This window comes from Streptomyces sp. NPDC091279 (assembly GCF_044757465.1).
Taxonomy (GTDB): Bacteria; Actinomycetota; Actinomycetes; order Streptomycetales; family Streptomycetaceae; genus Streptomyces.
The window spans coordinates 603,251-617,811 of sequence record NZ_JBIVVA010000002.1; the positions used below are offsets into that span (position 1 = coordinate 603,251).

The 14,561-nt window shown below is 72.5% G+C and carries 11 protein-coding genes and 2 pseudogenes; 5 read left to right on the plus strand and 8 right to left on the minus strand.

Annotated features, from left to right (window positions below; all coding sequences use genetic code 11):
• The first annotated feature begins 93 nt into the window (after positions 1 to 93).
• Both ACIQOU_RS06205 and ACIQOU_RS06210 read left to right on the plus strand, forming a co-directional pair.
• On the plus strand, positions 94 to 1,473 hold the full coding sequence (locus ACIQOU_RS06205) for an 8-oxoguanine deaminase (RefSeq protein WP_401534310.1): 1,380 nt from the start codon (positions 94 to 96) through the stop codon (positions 1,471 to 1,473).
• A gap of 213 nt (positions 1,474 to 1,686) precedes the next feature.
• Positions 1,687 to 2,220 (plus strand): annotated as a pseudogene (locus ACIQOU_RS06210) (solute carrier family 23 protein); the annotation flags it as partial.
• A 130-nt stretch (positions 2,221 to 2,350) separates the two neighbouring features.
• Here the strand turns inward: ACIQOU_RS06210 and ACIQOU_RS06215 are convergent.
• From ACIQOU_RS06215 to ACIQOU_RS06230, 4 genes and pseudogenes are all read right to left on the minus strand, one after another.
• A complete protein-coding gene (locus ACIQOU_RS06215; protein ID WP_401534312.1) occupies positions 2,351 to 3,121 on the minus strand; it encodes a hypothetical protein in 771 nt (256 codons plus the stop codon).
• A gap of 786 nt (positions 3,122 to 3,907) precedes the next feature.
• Positions 3,908 to 4,316, minus strand: a pseudogene (locus ACIQOU_RS06220) (histidine phosphatase family protein); the annotation flags it as partial.
• Between the two features lie 24 nt (positions 4,317 to 4,340).
• A complete protein-coding gene (locus tag ACIQOU_RS06225) occupies positions 4,341 to 4,871 on the minus strand; it encodes a hypothetical protein (RefSeq protein WP_401534313.1) in 531 nt (176 codons plus the stop codon).
• Between the two features lie 91 nt (positions 4,872 to 4,962).
• Entirely contained in the window at positions 4,963 to 6,171 is a 1,209-nt protein-coding gene (locus ACIQOU_RS06230; protein WP_401534315.1) for a pyridoxal phosphate-dependent aminotransferase, read from the minus strand.
• An 83-nt stretch (positions 6,172 to 6,254) separates the two neighbouring features.
• On the opposite strand from ACIQOU_RS06230, the gene ACIQOU_RS06235 reads away from it, so the two are divergent.
• A complete protein-coding gene (locus ACIQOU_RS06235) occupies positions 6,255 to 6,881 on the plus strand; it encodes a winged helix-turn-helix transcriptional regulator (RefSeq protein ID WP_401534318.1) in 627 nt (208 codons plus the stop codon).
• Positions 6,882 to 6,987: 106 nt separating this feature from the next.
• On the opposite strand, the gene ACIQOU_RS06240 is transcribed toward ACIQOU_RS06235, so the two are convergent.
• From ACIQOU_RS06240 to ACIQOU_RS06250, 3 genes are all read right to left on the minus strand, one after another.
• A complete protein-coding gene (locus ACIQOU_RS06240) occupies positions 6,988 to 7,794 on the minus strand; it encodes a hypothetical protein (protein WP_401534320.1) in 807 nt (268 codons plus the stop codon).
• Positions 7,794 to 9,059, minus strand: coding sequence for a VWA domain-containing protein (locus tag ACIQOU_RS06245; RefSeq protein ID WP_401534321.1), 1,266 nt, complete (start codon positions 9,057 to 9,059; stop codon positions 7,794 to 7,796). Before ACIQOU_RS06245 ends, ACIQOU_RS06240 begins: the two co-directional genes overlap by 1 nt.
• Before the next feature lie 93 nt (positions 9,060 to 9,152).
• Complete coding sequence (locus ACIQOU_RS06250; protein ID WP_401534323.1) at positions 9,153 to 10,652, minus strand: IucA/IucC family protein; 1,500 nt, start codon at positions 10,650 to 10,652, stop codon at positions 9,153 to 9,155.
• 130 nt (positions 10,653 to 10,782) lie between these two features.
• Between ACIQOU_RS06250 and ACIQOU_RS06255 the strand changes: the two genes are divergently transcribed.
• The gene (locus ACIQOU_RS06255) at positions 10,783 to 12,372 is read left to right on the plus strand and encodes an IucA/IucC family protein (protein WP_401534324.1); all 1,590 of its coding nucleotides are present in this window, start codon (positions 10,783 to 10,785) and stop codon (positions 12,370 to 12,372) included.
• 16 nt (positions 12,373 to 12,388) lie between these two features.
• Here the strand turns inward: ACIQOU_RS06255 and ACIQOU_RS06260 are convergent, their stop codons facing one another.
• The gene (locus ACIQOU_RS06260; protein ID WP_401534326.1) at positions 12,389 to 13,444 is read right to left on the minus strand and encodes an alpha/beta hydrolase; all 1,056 of its coding nucleotides are present in this window, start codon (positions 13,442 to 13,444) and stop codon (positions 12,389 to 12,391) included.
• Between the two features lie 250 nt (positions 13,445 to 13,694).
• On the opposite strand from ACIQOU_RS06260, the gene ACIQOU_RS06265 reads away from it, so the two are divergent.
• Positions 13,695 to 14,549 carry an RNA polymerase sigma factor SigF gene (locus ACIQOU_RS06265; RefSeq protein WP_401534328.1) on the plus strand — a complete coding sequence of 285 codons (855 nt, stop codon included), beginning with the start codon at positions 13,695 to 13,697 and terminating at the stop codon, positions 14,547 to 14,549.
• Positions 14,550 to 14,561: the final 12 nt, after the last annotated feature.

Below are 14,561 nucleotides of genomic sequence, written 5' to 3' on the forward strand. Positions count from 1 at the left end.
CGTGGCCGGTCGGGGTTCACCCGGCCCGGCCACGGCACTCAAAACCTCCGGGGTCCTGCCGTGCCCTCCTCCCTCCAGCGCAAAGGACGAACCATGGCAGCAGCCCAGCGCATCGTCATCGAGAACTGTTCGATCGCGACCGTCGACGCCGACGACACCGAGTACGCGAACGGGCACCTCGTGATCGCCGGGAACCGCATCGAGTCCCTCGGCGCGGGCAGGGCCCCGGAGGGACTTCAGGGCGTCGTGCGCCGCATCGACGCCGACGGGCACCTCGTCACCCCCGGCCTGGTCAACACCCACCACCACTTCTATCAGTGGATCACCCGGGGCCTCGCCACCGACCACAACCTCTTCGACTGGCTCGTGGCTCTCTACCCGACCTGGGCCCGCATCGACGAACCCATGGTGTACGCGGCGGCGCAGGGCTCCCTCGGCATGATGGCGCGCGGCGGTGTCACCACCGCGATGGACCACCACTACGTCTTCCCGAAGGGCTCGGGCGACCTGTCCGGCGCCATCATCCGCGCCGCCCGCGAGACCGGCGTCCGCTTCACGCTCGCGCGTGGCTCCATGGATCGCAGCGAGAAGGACGGCGGCCTTCCCCCGGACTTCGCCGTCGAGACCCTCGAAGGGGCCCTGGCCGCAACGGAGTCGACGGTCGCCGAACACCACGACGCCTCCTTCGGCGCGATGACGCAGATCGCCGTCGCGCCCTGCTCGCCGTTCTCCGTGTCCACCGAACTCCTGCGGGAGGGCGCCCAGTTGGCGCGCCGTCTCGGGGTGCGGCTGCACACGCACGGTTCGGAGACGGTGGAGGAGGAGAAGTTCTGCCACGAGCTGTTCGGGATGGGCCCGACCGACTACTTCGAGTCCGCCGGCTGGCTCGGTGACGACGTGTGGATGGCCCACTGCGTCCACATGAACGACTCCGACATCGCCGCCTTCGCCCGCACGAGGACCGGCGTCGCCCACTGCCCGTCCTCCAACGCACGCCTCGCCGCCGGGATCGCCCGCGTCCCCGACCTGCTCGCGGCCGGCGTCCCGGTCGGCCTCGGTGTCGACGGCACCGCCTCCAACGAGTCCGGCGAACTCCACACCGAACTGCGCAACGCCCTCCTCGTCAACCGTCTCGGCGCCCACCGCGAAACCGCCCTCACCGCCCGTCAGGCACTGCGCCTCGGCACCTACGGCGGCGCCCAAGTCCTGGGCAGGGCACGGGAGATCGGCTCCCTGGAGCCGGGCAAGCTGGCCGACCTGGTGCTGTGGAAGCTGGACACCCTCGCGCACGCCTCCATCGCCGACCCGGTCGCCGCCCTGGTTCTCGGCGCGGCGGCGCCGGTCACCGCGTCGTTCGTGAACGGCCGTCAAGTCGTCGAGGACGGACGGCTGTTGCACGTCGACGAGGACGCCATCGCCCGTTCGACGCGGGCCCAGGCGCGGCGGCTCGCGGACCTCGCCCAGCAGGCCTGACCACCCCGAACACCGGCGCGGGAGGGACGGCTCCCGGGCCGGTAGCCGTGGACCCGACGAAGGGTCCGTGGCGGCCGTGACCGGGGCGCGCACCGACGTGCGCGCCCCGGAAGGGTCCCGCACGACCACACGCAACACCTCCACGAAGCCGCGTCAGAGCCGACGGGTCAACCACCCGGAGGGGCAGCCGCGTTCGCCCACCGCCCCGACGCGATCCACCCCGTCGACGAGAGACTCCCCGCCCTCAAGACGGCGACGACCGGTCTCCACAACGTGGCCGCCCGGTACGCGGGAGTCGTCGCGCCGCCCCTGATCGCCGGCGCCGCCATCGGCCTCTCCGGCACCGAACCGACGTTCCTCGCCGACGCCTGCCTGTTCACCGCCGACCTCGCCACCCTCCTCCAGCCCCTCGGCGTCTGGAAGATCGGCGCCCGGCTGCCGTTCGTCAACGGCGTCACGTTCGCCGGTGTCGCACCGATGACCGCGATCGCCGCCACGCACGGCCCGTCGGACGCGTTGCCGGTCATCCTCAGCGCGGTCTTGGTCGCCGGACTCCTCGGCCTCCTCGTCGCGCCCGTCTCGGCCGGGCGGTGCGCTTCTTCCCGCCCGTCGTCACCGGCTCCGTCGTCACCCTGATCGGCGTCTCGTTGCTGCCGGTCGCCTTCGGCTGGGCTCAGGGCCGGCGATCCGACCGCGCGCGACTACGGCTCCGGCACCACCCTCGGGCTCGCCGCCGCCACCCTCGTCACCTCGATGGCGCACCCTCGAAATCCGGTCGCACAGGCCAGTGGACACCGAGCCTGCCATCCGCTCCCCACGCCATCTGACCCCCGGTCAAGTGCCGCTCACCTGCCGTCATGCAGAGCCCGCCCCCCCGTCACACCCGTCGCGGCGACGCCAACAAATAGCGGGCCCGGGTACGCGGCTCCGTGTACTCGCCGACCTGCCAGCCCGCCCGCTCCAGTGTGGCCGCACAGGCCCGCAACGCCGCCGCGTCCGGCTCGTGCACGGCGACCGCCTCCGGCTGCGGGGTCGCCCGCACCCGGTAACCCGGCGTCCCGGCACCGGTCCCGGCGGGACAGTGGCCGCCCGCCTCCAGGGCGAGCGCGGCGGCCCGCACCAAGTGCGCGCGTTCCCAACCGCACGGCCGGTCCATGGCACCGTCCGGATGGGTCATCCGGCGCAGCTCCAGCAGCCCTTCCCAGGCCCCGCGCACCTCCCGAGCCCGCCGGTGGCCGTCCCCCGCGACCTCCCCCTCACCCCCAACCCGAGCGACAAACACCCCACCGAAACCGTCACCGGAACCGGCACCGGAACCGGCACCCGAACCACCACCGCCCCCACCGGCTGAAGCCCCCGCAGTCCCCGATGTCTCTGAATCCGCAGAAACGGCAACGGAATTGGAGCCACCCGGCGCCCCCGCTACTCCCGAAGCCCTTGACCCCTCTGACCTCCCCGCCCCCGTGGCCTCCCGTATCCGGTGCCCCGCCGGTGTCAGGAAGTGGGCGTGCGGTGGCCGGGGGTGCCGGAAGGCGAGCCCCAGCAGGACCAGGGCCGCATGCTGCGCCGCCGTGCCCTTGAGCCGCCCGGTGACGGGGTCGGCGGCGTCGATGACCCGCCGCTGGGCAGCGGTCGGCAGTCGTGTCACGGCGTGCTCCTCCCCATCAACGGCGTCAAACCCGCCGTTCCGTCCCATCCCTCGGCGCGAAGCACCGAACGCCCCGCACGAACTGCCTGCCCTGACGGGGTCACCCGGCCCCGCAGGCCCGCGCGAGCCTCCGGCAACTCACCAGCCCCCGTACCCGGCCCCGCAGGCCCGCGCGAGCCTCCGGCAACTCACCAGCCCCCGTACCCGGCCCCGCAGGCCCGCGCGAGCCCCCGCCAACTCACCAGCCCCGTAGGCCCGCACGGACCCCCGAACCTCGGCGGGGCCGGCGGCGTCGATGCCCCCCGTCGGGCAGTGGTCGGCAGACGTGCCACGGCGTGCGCCTCCCCATGCCAACGGCACCGAACCCGCCGTTCCGTACCGTTCCTCCGCGCGGAACACCGAACGCCCGGCACCAGTTGCCCGCCCCCCCGACGGGCCACCCGAACACGCAGGCCCGCGCGATCCCCCGGCCACTCGCCGGAACCGGTACCTCCCCGCGAACTGCGGGGCGGCGCGACGTCTCACCGAACCCACCTCCCCAGCTCGTGGACGGCAGTTCACCGACCTCATTCCCCACGCCCCCGGCTCGCGGACGGCAACCGACCGAACCCATTCCCCCCAGCCCGCACACGGCAGCTCGCCGAACCCGTTTCCCCGCCCCTCCCGCCTCGCGGACCGTGACTCACCGACCCCATTCCCCCGCCCCCGCCCCCGCTCGCGCATGACGACCCACGCCCCCCGTACCGCCCGGCCCCGAAGTCCGCGGACAACCGGCCCACTCGAAGGCTACGACGGGGGTCTGACATTCCAACCGGCGATGACCGGGCGGCCATGTCTGTGGTCAGGTGGGAGAGGACGTGGAGGAAGCACGATGCCCTCCGGGTCGGTCAGGGACGTGTCCGCCCTGGCCAGTGACCGGGCGGCGGGTGCTCCGGTGGGGCCCTGTCGGTGAGCAGGGAGCAGGCTGGGCGGGTTCGTTGGTGCTCGGCGGTGGTGGTGCCCTCGTGGCCGCCGTAGTTCCGGTCGGCGCGGGCGCCGCTCAGCTCGGCTGTTTCGCGGTCCGGCGTAGCGGGCTCACGCGCGCGGCGGCGACGCGGTGTGAGGCGGTCGGCGGCATCAGGCGGCGTGCCGCTGATCGGACGTCGGCGGTCGGCGGGATGTCCGTCGAGCCCGTGTGCCGTCCCGCGCGTGACCAACCCGGAGACGATCATCCGCGTGGTCAAAGGCCACGCGCCCACTCCTCAAGGCGCGCGTACTCGCGTGGGCCCAGGCCGCGGCGTGCGTCGATCGGGAGGAGCAGGGCCGGGGCCTCGTGGTGGTCGGCGACATGGCGGATGTCGAGGTCGGTGACCAGGTCGTCGACCCAGGCGAACGGGCGTCCGGCCGCCCACCGTAGGACAGTTCGGGTCTTCCAGTAGAGGCCGTCGGGGTCCTGGGCGAACAGCTCAGGGAACTCGATGACGGGCAGTTCGGGCAGCCCGATGGCGGGGCCGATCAGCTCGTTCGCCTCGTGCATCCAGGTGGTGGCCCACGCCAGTTCGTAGGGGAGCGCGAGCAGCCGCGCCCCCTCGCCGGGGTGCAGCCGTATCCGCAGGCCCGCCCGCAGCCGCCGGGACCCGGGTCTCTGCCGGGCGGACCAGCTGGCGGGGTGCACCCGGCGCGGCCGGTATCCGCGATGGCGCAGGACCCGCGCGCGGAACGGGTTGAGCGGGCCGTCGACATCGAGGAGCAACAACGGGCGTTGAGTCATACGGAGGGTCTACCCAGGACATCAGGGGCGCCGCACCTGTCCGGCCGTGGAGCGGCCCCCGGATTCCGCCGTCGGCCACCGGCGAGATCCGCTACTGGCGGTATCCGCTCAGGAAGCGGCCGATGCGGCCGATCGCCGCCTCCAGGTCGTCCGCGTGCGGCAGGGTGAGGATGCGGAAGTGGTCGGGGGTGGGCCAGTTGAAGCCGGTGCCCTGGACGACCTGGATCTTCTCGCGCAGCAGCAGGTCCAGGACGAACCGCTCGTCGTCGTGGATCGGATGCACCTTGGGGTCGATGCGCGGGAACGCGTAGAGCGCGCCCTTGGGCTTCACGCAGGACACGCCGGGGATCTCGTTGAGCTTCTCCCAGGCCACCGTGCGCTGTTCGTGCAGGCGGCCGCCCGGCGCGGTCAGTTCATGAATGGACTGCCGGCCGCCGAGCGCGGCCTGAATGGCGTACTGGGCGGGCGCGTTGGCGCACAGGCGCATGGAGGCAAGCATCGTGAGCCCCTCCAGATAGTCGCGCGCGTGCTGCCTCGGCCCGGTGACGACCATCCAACCGGACCGGAACCCGGCCACCCGGTACGTCTTCGACAGGCCGCAGAAGGTGAGGACGACGAGGTCGGGGGCGAGCGCGGCGGCCGAGTGGTGCACGGCGTCCTCGTAGAGGATCTGGTCGTAGATCTCGTCGGCGAGGACCATCAGGCCGTGCCGGCGGGCCAGGTCGAGGATGCCCTCGACGATCTCCTTCGGGTAGACGGCGCCGGTGGGGTTGTTCGGGTTGATGAGGACGACGGCCTTGGTGCGGTCGGTGATCTTCGCGGCCATGTCGTCGAGGTCGGGGTACCACTCGGCCTGCTCGTCGCAGAGGTAGTGCACCGCCTTACCCCCGGCCAGCGTCGTCACCGCCGTCCACAGCGGGAAGTCCGGGGCCGGGATGAGGATCTCGTCGCCGTCCTCGATCAGCGCCTGGACGGCCATGGAGATCAGCTCCGACACGCCGTTGCCGAGGAAGACGTCGTCGACGCCGACCTCCAGGCCGAGCGCCTGGTAGCGCTGGGCGACCGCGCGGCGGGCCGAGAGGATGCCGCGCGAGTCGGTGTAGCCGTGGGCCTGCGGGAGCATCCGGATCATGTCCTGGAGGATCTCCTCGGGCGCCTCGAAGCCGAACAGGGCAGGGTTGCCCGTGTTCAGGCGCAGCACGCTGTGGCCCGCCTTCTCCAGCGCGTCGGCCTGCTCGATCACCGGGCCGCGGATCTCGTAGCAGACTTCGCTGAGCTTGTTCGACTGCCGGAACTCCATGCGCCGTCCCCTCAGAATGTGTGTTGCTTGGTTTTACCAAGTGTGAGCTTGGAAAGTCCAACAACATGTCTAGACTGCGTCGCATGTCACCGCGCAGAAGCTACGACCAGTACTGCTCCGCCGCCCGCGCCCTCGATGTCGTCGGCGACCGCTGGACCCTGCTGATCGTCCGCGAACTCCTCGCCGGTCCCCGCCGCTACACGGACCTGCACGCGGATCTGCCGGGCGTGAGCACCGACGTCCTCGCCTCCCGGCTCAAGGACATGGAGCGGGACGGCCTGGTGAGCAGACGTCGGCTGCCGCCCCCCGGCGCCGCCTCCGTGTACGAACTGACCGGGCGGGGGCGGGAGTTGCTGCCGGTGCTGCAAGCGCTCAGCGGCTGGGGGCGGGCGGAGCTGGGGGAGCGGCGGCCCACGGACGCGCTCCGCGCCCACTGGTTCGCGCTGCCGCTGCTGCACTCTCTCGATGGGGCGGGACTCGTCGAAGTCCGCCTGGAAGAAGGCGACTTCCACCTGTACGTCGGCGCCGAGGACGGTCCCGTGTACGGCGATGGGCCCGCGCCCGGCGAGCCCGACGCGCGGTTGGTCGTGGACGCCGGCGCCTGTGTGGCCGTTGCCCAGGGGGAGTTGAGTCTGTTGGACGCCGTGCGGGACGGGCGGGTCACGGTGACCGGTGAGGGAGCGCTCGCCAAAGCCCTGCGGGAGGACTGAGGAACCCGCAGAACGCACAGAAGGCCCGCTCGTGGCAGGCCTTCTGAGGGAACGTCAGAAACATCAGGAACGTGAGAAACGTCAGGTCATGTGGGCGTTCATCGCGTCACGCGCCCGGTGGAATCCGCGCCGGGCGACCCGAACCCCGGGTCAGCGCGTAGCCGCCGATGCCGGCCAGCGCGGCCAGGATCGCCCCCACCCCGGTCCACACCCAGCGGTCGGACCACCAGCCCGACGACCAGCCGCCGTCCGGCTCGATGCTGGACAGCACGGCCGACGACGTCGTCGCGTCCTCGTCCTCCTGCTGGGAGGTGACGGCGATGCCCGGCACCAACGGCTGGGACAGCGAACCGTCGACCGCGGCCCGGCCGCCGACGTGCTCGGCGCCCACCTCGACCGAGGTGCTGACGGGCAGCCCCAGATCGGACGCGGGCAGGCCCACCGCCGTGAGCCGGACGTAGTACGTGCCCGGCAGCGGGTCGTCCGCCCACGGCTCCGACCAGGCCCGCACCGTGCGCAGCACACAGGTCAGGTCGGCCGAGGCGGTGCCCTGCTCGACGGTGCGGGTCTGCGCCCCGAACTGGCAGGCCTGACGGCGCCGCAGACCGTCGTACACGTCCAGCTGCCAGGTCTGCGCGGTGTGCGCGTCCGGCAGCTTGACGGTCGCCTTCACCGTCGGGCGCTGCCCCGCGTCGGCCGCGAACGACCAGTACAGGTAGTCACCCGCCGACGCGCTCGCCGTCGCCCGCTGGTCCTGCTCGATCTCGGTCGCCGTACGGAACGACGTGCCCGCCCGGGTGGGCGCCGCACTGTCGTCCGACGCGCTCGGGGACGGCGTGGAGTCGGCCGCCGCCGGGCCCGCCGCGCAGCCGAGCGCCAGCAGCGCCACGCCCAACACTCGTGTGATCCGCATCAGTTGGTCCTCCAGACCGCGACCCGCCATCGCGACACCCAGCCCCACAGCAGACCGGCCAGGAAGCCGACCAGGACCAGCACCCCGAGCAGCCACCAGCCGCGGCCGAGCCCGAAGGACGCCACGTCGCTCGCCTGCGAGGGCCCGTCGACGACGTCCACCGTCAGCTCGACCGGCATACCGGGCGTGGTCTTCACCCCGGACGTCGGCGAGAAGGAGTTGGTGACCTGGAGGCAGACCGACTCGGCCGGCGCCTCGTCGTCGTCGCTCTCGGCCTTCGGGTAGCGCAGGCCGGTCGAGATCACGTCGGTGCGGCCGGTGCCCGCCGACTCGCCCCGCACGATCTCACGGCCGCTCGCCGTCACCGCCCGCAGCAGCACCGAGTAGTCCGGGTTCATCGACCGGTCGGCCGCCACGCTCACCGAAGCCCGCAGCTCCTGGCCGGGGTTGACGTCCACGCGGTACCAGCGCTGCTGCGAGAACTCCTCGCGGTCCGTGTACAGACCCGACTTCAGGGTGGGCGCCTTCGCGCACTGCGCGGCGCCCGTGGTCGCCACCGGCGTCACCACCGGGTCGGCCGCGCGGTCCACCAACTGGTTGACCTTGTCGGTGAGTTCGGTGGTGTGCTCGACGGAGGTGTAGGTGCCGCCGGTCGCCTCGGCGATACAACTGAGCTGCTGGCGCAGCTTGGTGTTCGGCACGAGGCCCAGCGTGTCGATGGTCAGCCCGACGCCCCGGGCGGCGATCTCGCGGGCCACCTCGCACGGGTCGAGCGGCGCGCAGGTGTCCTCACCGTCACTGATCAGCACGATCCGCTTCGAACCGGCGCCCGCGTCCAGGTCGTCGGCGGCCTTCAGCAGGGCCGGGCCGATCGGCGTCCAGCCGGTGGGCGAGAGGGTCGCCACCGCCGTCTTCGCCTCGGTGCGGTCCAGCGGGCCGACCGGATAGAGCTGCGCGGTGTCCTTGCAGCCCGTCGTGCGGTCGTCGCCGGGATAGTCGGCGCCGAGCGTGCGGATGCCGAGCTCCACCTCCTCGGGCGTCGCGTCGAGCACCTCGTTGAACGCCTGCTTCGCCGCCGCCATCCGGGTCCCGCCGTCGATGTCGCGGGTCCGCATGGAACCGCTGACGTCGAGGACGAGGTCGACCTTCGGAGCGCTCTCGCCCGTGGGCTCGCCGGCCACCGCCGTGGCTGGGAACGCGAGCCCGGCCGCCAGGGTGGCGAGCAGGGCCAACGCCCCGGCCGCCAGCCGTTGTCTTCTGATCATCGGCGGATCTTATTGAGGAGAGCGGCCCGGCTCCAAAACGTGTCCACGGAAAGGAGGTTGAACCCGTCACCGCACGGGACTGTGGACCCGCTGTCAGCGCAGCGGACTCGGCAACGTCGTCCACTGGTCCCCGGGCGTCCCCGGCGACAGCCGCATCAGCGTCAACGCCTTGGTGGGCAACGGCTCTTCGAGCAGCGCGGCCAGATCGGAGGTAACGGGAACATCCCGAACGGCGGTCTCCAGCGCGTCCCGCAACGCCGGCGCCGAGCCCGCCGTGGCCGCGAGGGCGCCGGCCACCAGGGAGCCGAACAGCTTGCGGCGCAGGGTCGTTTCGTCGTCGGTGACGATCCGTCCGGTCAACTCCGGTACCGGGATGCCGTGCCGCTTCAGGCGGGCGGGGCTGACCCGGATGTCGGCGAGGTCGCGGTAGACCAGGCGCAGCGGGGCGCCGGTGGCGGACAGCACCACCAGGAGGTTCTGGCCGTGCGCCTCCAGGGCCACGCCCTGCTCCAGCAGCCGCAGCCCCGCCGTGAGCGCGAGCCGCGCGAACTCGCCCAGCCAGGAAGGGGATTGGGGCAGCCCGGTGGTGGCGAGCGCGGCCACCGGGACGACCCGTTCGCCCGCGCCCCGGTCCGCGTACACCTTGGGCGACTCCCGCAGCACGGCCGCGAGGTCGGGGGAGTGGGCGGTGGCGGCACCCCGCGTGCGCGTCATGTGCACCAGCCCCTCCGAGCGGGCGGCGAGGGACTCCGCGAACTCCGACAGCACCGCCGAGATACCGATCGAGTACGCGGAGATGTCCCGCACCGAGGACGTCAGCCGGGCGCTCAACGCCGTTTTGACGTGCGTCCCCCCGGACACCGCGAGGGTCCTGAGCGCCATCAACGGGTGCCCCGTGGGCCCCGGTTCGGGCGTCCGCTTCAGGACGTGCGCCGCCTGCCACGGATGCACCGGCAGCAACAGCCGTTCCCCGTCCCGCAGTTCACTCGGCCACGCACCCGACACCAGGCACTCCGCCGCCCGCACCGGCAGCAGGCCCAGCTCCACCAGCGGGCGGTGCTCGGGCCCGTACGCCAGCTGCTCGGCCACCGAGAAGCCGGGCCGGGAACGGCAGTTGGGGTGGTACGGGTGCCCGTCCACGATCCGCTGCTCCCACCCCCAGTCGGTGTCGGGCCACGTCCCGTCCGCCGGTTCCTGACCGGCCCGCGACAGGGCCGACGAGGCCACACTGTCGGCGAGTTCGGCGGCGAACTCCGTCCCGTGCGGCACCGCGAGGTCGGTGACCAGCCGCGCCGGGTGGTCGTGGTCGACCCCGGCCAGCCGGACGACCTGGACGTGACCGTCGGTGGCGTACGGGTCCGGCGCCGGGCCGTGCAGCCGACGTCCGTCACCGAGCCGCACGGTGAGCCCGTCCCGGCCCGTCTCCCGCCCGGCGATCCACGGCAACGGCTCGAACGCCAACGCCCGCCACAGCCGCGTCAGAACGGCCGCCCGGGCCCCCGGCACCTCGGCCGCGTACCGCGCCTCCAGATCCGGGCGAACGGCGGCCAGCGCGGCGGCGACGTCGGCCTCCGCGGGGTGAGGACGGTGCACGGGGGGTCTCCTCGGGTACGAGTGGGGCGTCACGGACGTGCGGGGGAGCGCATCCATACTGATCATCTCCGGCCTGCACCCATACTGATCGTCTCCGTCCGAACGGACCTCACGGAACGAGTGGAATCGCGTGGAACCCTTGCCCCGGCCCGACCGCGCCGACGCCACCCCTGCCGACGCCCCCCGCGCCGACCCCCTCCGCGCCGACCCTCTCCGTGCCGACGCCGCCCGCGCCGACAGATACGCCTCGGCCCCGCTCCTCAACTGCCTGCTCCGCGAGATCGCCCAGCCCCACCCCACCGCCGAACCCGACCCCACCGCCCCGTCCGCCCCCGGCTCCGGTGACCGCACCGTGTTCCGGTTGCCCGGCACGGGGCGGCTGCTGCGGGTGCGCGGCCTGCGGCGCCCTGCCGAGCCCGAGGTGGACGCGGGCGGCCGCTGGCACCGGCTCGACCACGCCGAGCTGGTGAAACTCGTCGCCGAGGAACTGCGCGCCCACACCGGCCTGTCCAGCCACGAACTCCCCGCCGAGATGGCCGACAGCCGGGACACGGTCGCCGCCCTGCTCGCCGCCCGCGACCGCACCACGGCACCGGACGACCCGTACCGGCGTTCCGAGCAGTGCCTGATCACCGGGCACCCGTACCACCCGGCGCCCAAGGCGCGCGGCGGTGGACCGGCGGCGGGCTGGCTGCCGTACGCGCCCGAGGCGTACGCCGCGTTCCCGCTGGTGCTGCTCGGCGCCCGCGAGGACACCGTCGTCGAGGAGGGCGACACCTCGGCGCTCGACGCCCTCGGTGAGGCCCCGCCCGGCTACCGGCTGCTGCCCGCGCATCCCTGGCAACTCGACCTGGTCGGGCCGGAGTTGGCGGACGCCTTCGCCGACAGGCGGCTGATCGCGATCGGCACGGCCGCGCCCGACGCCTGGCCCACCGCCGCGATCCGTACCGTGTACGCCCCCGAGGCCGACCTCTTCCTGAAGTTCAGCCTCGATGTGCGCATCACCAACGACATCCGTCGGCTGTGGCGCCACGACCTGCTGAAGCTGCGCCGTATCGACGCGGCCGTGACCGACGCCTTCGCCGCGCTGCCGGGAGCGGCCCGCTGGCTCAACGACCGCGGATACCGCACCGTCGACTTCGCCTTCGAGGAACTCGCCGTGCTGGTCCGCGACGGCCTGCGCCCGGGTCTGGTGCCCGGCGCGACCCCGCTGCTCGCGGCCGGGCTCGTCGAGGGGTTCCCCGGCAGCCCGCTGGAGAGCGCCGACCCCGGCGCCTGGTGGGAGGCCTACCTCGCGCAGGTGGTGCCGCCCGCGCTGACGGCGTTCGCGGAGCACGGGGTGGTGCTGGAGGCGCATCTTCAGAACACGCTGGTCGCGGTGGACGCGGGCGGGCTGCCCGTGCAGGCGCTGTTCCGGGACGCGGAGGGCGTGAAACTGGTGGGGGAGGTGACGCGGGCGGCGGGCTGGGAGCGGCTGGTGTACTGCCTGGTCGTCAACAACCTCGTGGAGGTGGCCGGGGCGCTCGCGGAACGGCACCGCGGATTCGATCCGTGGCCCGCCCTGCGGCGGCTCCTCGCGGGGCACCCGCTGCCCGAGGCCGCCGGGCTGCTCACCGCACCCACCCTGCCCGGCAAGACCAACCTGCTGCTGCGCTGGACCGGCGCCGACGGAGCCGACGCCCGCTATCTGCCGTTGCCCAACCCACTGGCCGGGACGTGAGGTCGGGCCGCGCGGGTCAGCCGGTCGGCGCGGTGGTGTGGCGGCTGAGGAAGCTGAAGGCCGCCGGGTAGAACCGCGTCCAGGTGTTGTAGTTGTGGCCCCCGGTCGGCACCACCGTGACCTGCGTCGTGACGCCGGTACCGGCGGCGGCTCGCTCGAACTGGCGCAGAGAGCGCGGCGGGCTGTCCGGGTCCTCGGCCGACGTGGCGAGGAACAGGTGCGTCGCCACCTTGGTGTGCTTCACCAGGTAGGTCGGGCTGGTCCGCTCACGGTCGGCCGCGTTCGTGATCACCCCGGGGTCGCCGGTGAGCGGGTCGGGGTCGAGGGCGGCGGCCGGGCCGAAGACCTTCGGGTAGGCCAGCGGGAGGCCGGCGGCACAGAACCCGCCGGTGGAGAACCCCATCAGGGCCCACCCCTGCGGCCCGGACAGGGTGCGGAACCTGTGGCTCAGGAGTTCCGGCACGTCCCGGGCGACCCATGTGGCGACCTTCCCCTGACGCTGGTCGGTGCAGTCGGTGTTGACGCCGCCCGGATCGATCACCGGCATCGCCAGGATGAACGGATGGCTGGTTCCGGCCTCCATGAGCCGGCGGAAGTCCCCCGGCATGCCCCCGTGCTCCAGCCAGGACGCCGGGCTGCCCGGCACCCCGTGCAGCAGCAGCACGACCGGGAACCGCGTGTGCCGGTGCTTCGCCTCCTTGTACTGCGGGGGCGTCCAGACGATCACCTGCCCGGCCATGTGCGAGTGCCGGCCGCGGAAGTAGGTGTCCAGGGTGCCCGCGTCACCGCGCGTGAAGGCGGCGCGGTTGACCGGCGGACCGAACATGGAGACGGTGCCGTTGTCCACGCCCAGCAGGTCGTCCCAGGAGGCGTACAGGCCGTAGTCGTCGTTGATCCAGGTCGCCACCACGGAGATCGCGGTGAGCTGGCACAGGGCGATCATCAGGAACCGCAGCAGCCAGCGCAGCGGACGGGGCCCGCGCAGCCGCGACCACAGCACCATGGTCCCGATCACGCAGAGCACCGTGATCACGATCAGCAGAACGAAGAACAACGCCCCCGTCAGACTCACGGGTCAGCCCTCCGAGAGGTCGAGGCGGAACAGCGCGGGCCGTTCATCCCGCCCGCGCTGCCGTTGGCGGGCCAAGTCTGCCGGAGGAATGCGGAGAATCTGCGCATATGGGACGTGTTCAGATCGCCACCACTGGAGCACCTTTTTTCGGCCACTGACGAAAAAAGGTGCCGCGGGTGGACATGAGAAGGGTGGGATCGGGCAGGAGACGGTCACTCTGCTCTCCATCTAAGGCGGCACCGTGGTTTCCGTGAACGCCTGTGAAGCGCCCGCTCTCACCCCCGCACCGCAGGTCACCGAGGACCTGCCGTGGATCGAGGACGCGGGCAAGGTCGCCCCCAGCGACGCGCGCGCCCTGTCCCGGCTGTTCCTCCAGCGGCTGAACGTCCTGGAAGAGGGCACCCCCGAGCACCAGTACGCCCGCAACACGCTGATCGAGATGAACCTGTCCCTCGTCGCCTTCGCGGCCCGCCGGTTCCGCAACCGGGGCAGCGGCGACATGGAGGACGTCATCCAGGTCGGCACGGTCGGCCTGATCAAGGCCATCGACCGCTTCGACCTGACCCGCGAGGTCGAGTTCACGTCGTTCGCGATCCCCTACATCGTCGGCGAGATCAAGCGCTTCTTCCGCGACACCACCTGGGCCGTGCATGTCCCCCGCCGCCTCCAGGAACTCCGCCTCGACCTCGCCCGCAGCAAGGAGGCCCTCGTCGTCGAACTGGGCCGCACCCCCACGGTCAAGGAACTCGCCGCCCACCTGAACCTCACCGAGGAAGAGGTCATCGACGGCCTGGTCGCCGCCAACGGCTATGTCGCCGGGTCCATCGACACCCCGGGCGGCGACGACGAGGCCGACGACGGGCCGAAGTACGCCGACACCATGGGCGACGTCGACCCGGCCCTCGACCTGTTCGAGGACCTGCACGCGCTCGGCCCGCTGCTCCAGCGCCTCGACGACAGGGAACGGACCATCATCGAGATGCGCTTCGGCCGGGAGATGACCCAGGCGGAGATCGGCAGCGAACTGAACCTGTCCCAGATGCACATATCGCGACTGCTCACCCGCACCCTCACCAAGCTCCGCACCGGCCTGCTGCCCGCTTGAGCACCCTCCCCC

Bases quoted from the DNA above. Each gene is read 5' to 3' on its own strand.
- ACIQOU_RS06230 (WP_401534315.1), bottom strand. From the start codon at position 6,171: ATGGAGTTCCGGCAGTCGAACAAGCTCAGCGAAGTCTGCTACGAGATC.
- ACIQOU_RS06240 (WP_401534320.1), bottom strand. From the start codon at position 7,794: ATGCGGATCACACGAGTGTTGGGCGTGGCGCTGCTGGCGCTCGGCTGC.
- ACIQOU_RS06245 (WP_401534321.1), bottom strand. From the start codon at position 9,059: ATGATCAGAAGACAACGGCTGGCGGCCGGGGCGTTGGCCCTGCTCGCC.
- ACIQOU_RS06205 (WP_401534310.1), top strand. From the start codon at position 94: ATGGCAGCAGCCCAGCGCATCGTCATCGAGAACTGTTCGATCGCGACC.
- ACIQOU_RS06235 (WP_401534318.1), top strand. From the start codon at position 6,255: ATGTCACCGCGCAGAAGCTACGACCAGTACTGCTCCGCCGCCCGCGCC.
- ACIQOU_RS06225 (WP_401534313.1), bottom strand. From the start codon at position 4,871: ATGACTCAACGCCCGTTGTTGCTCCTCGATGTCGACGGCCCGCTCAAC.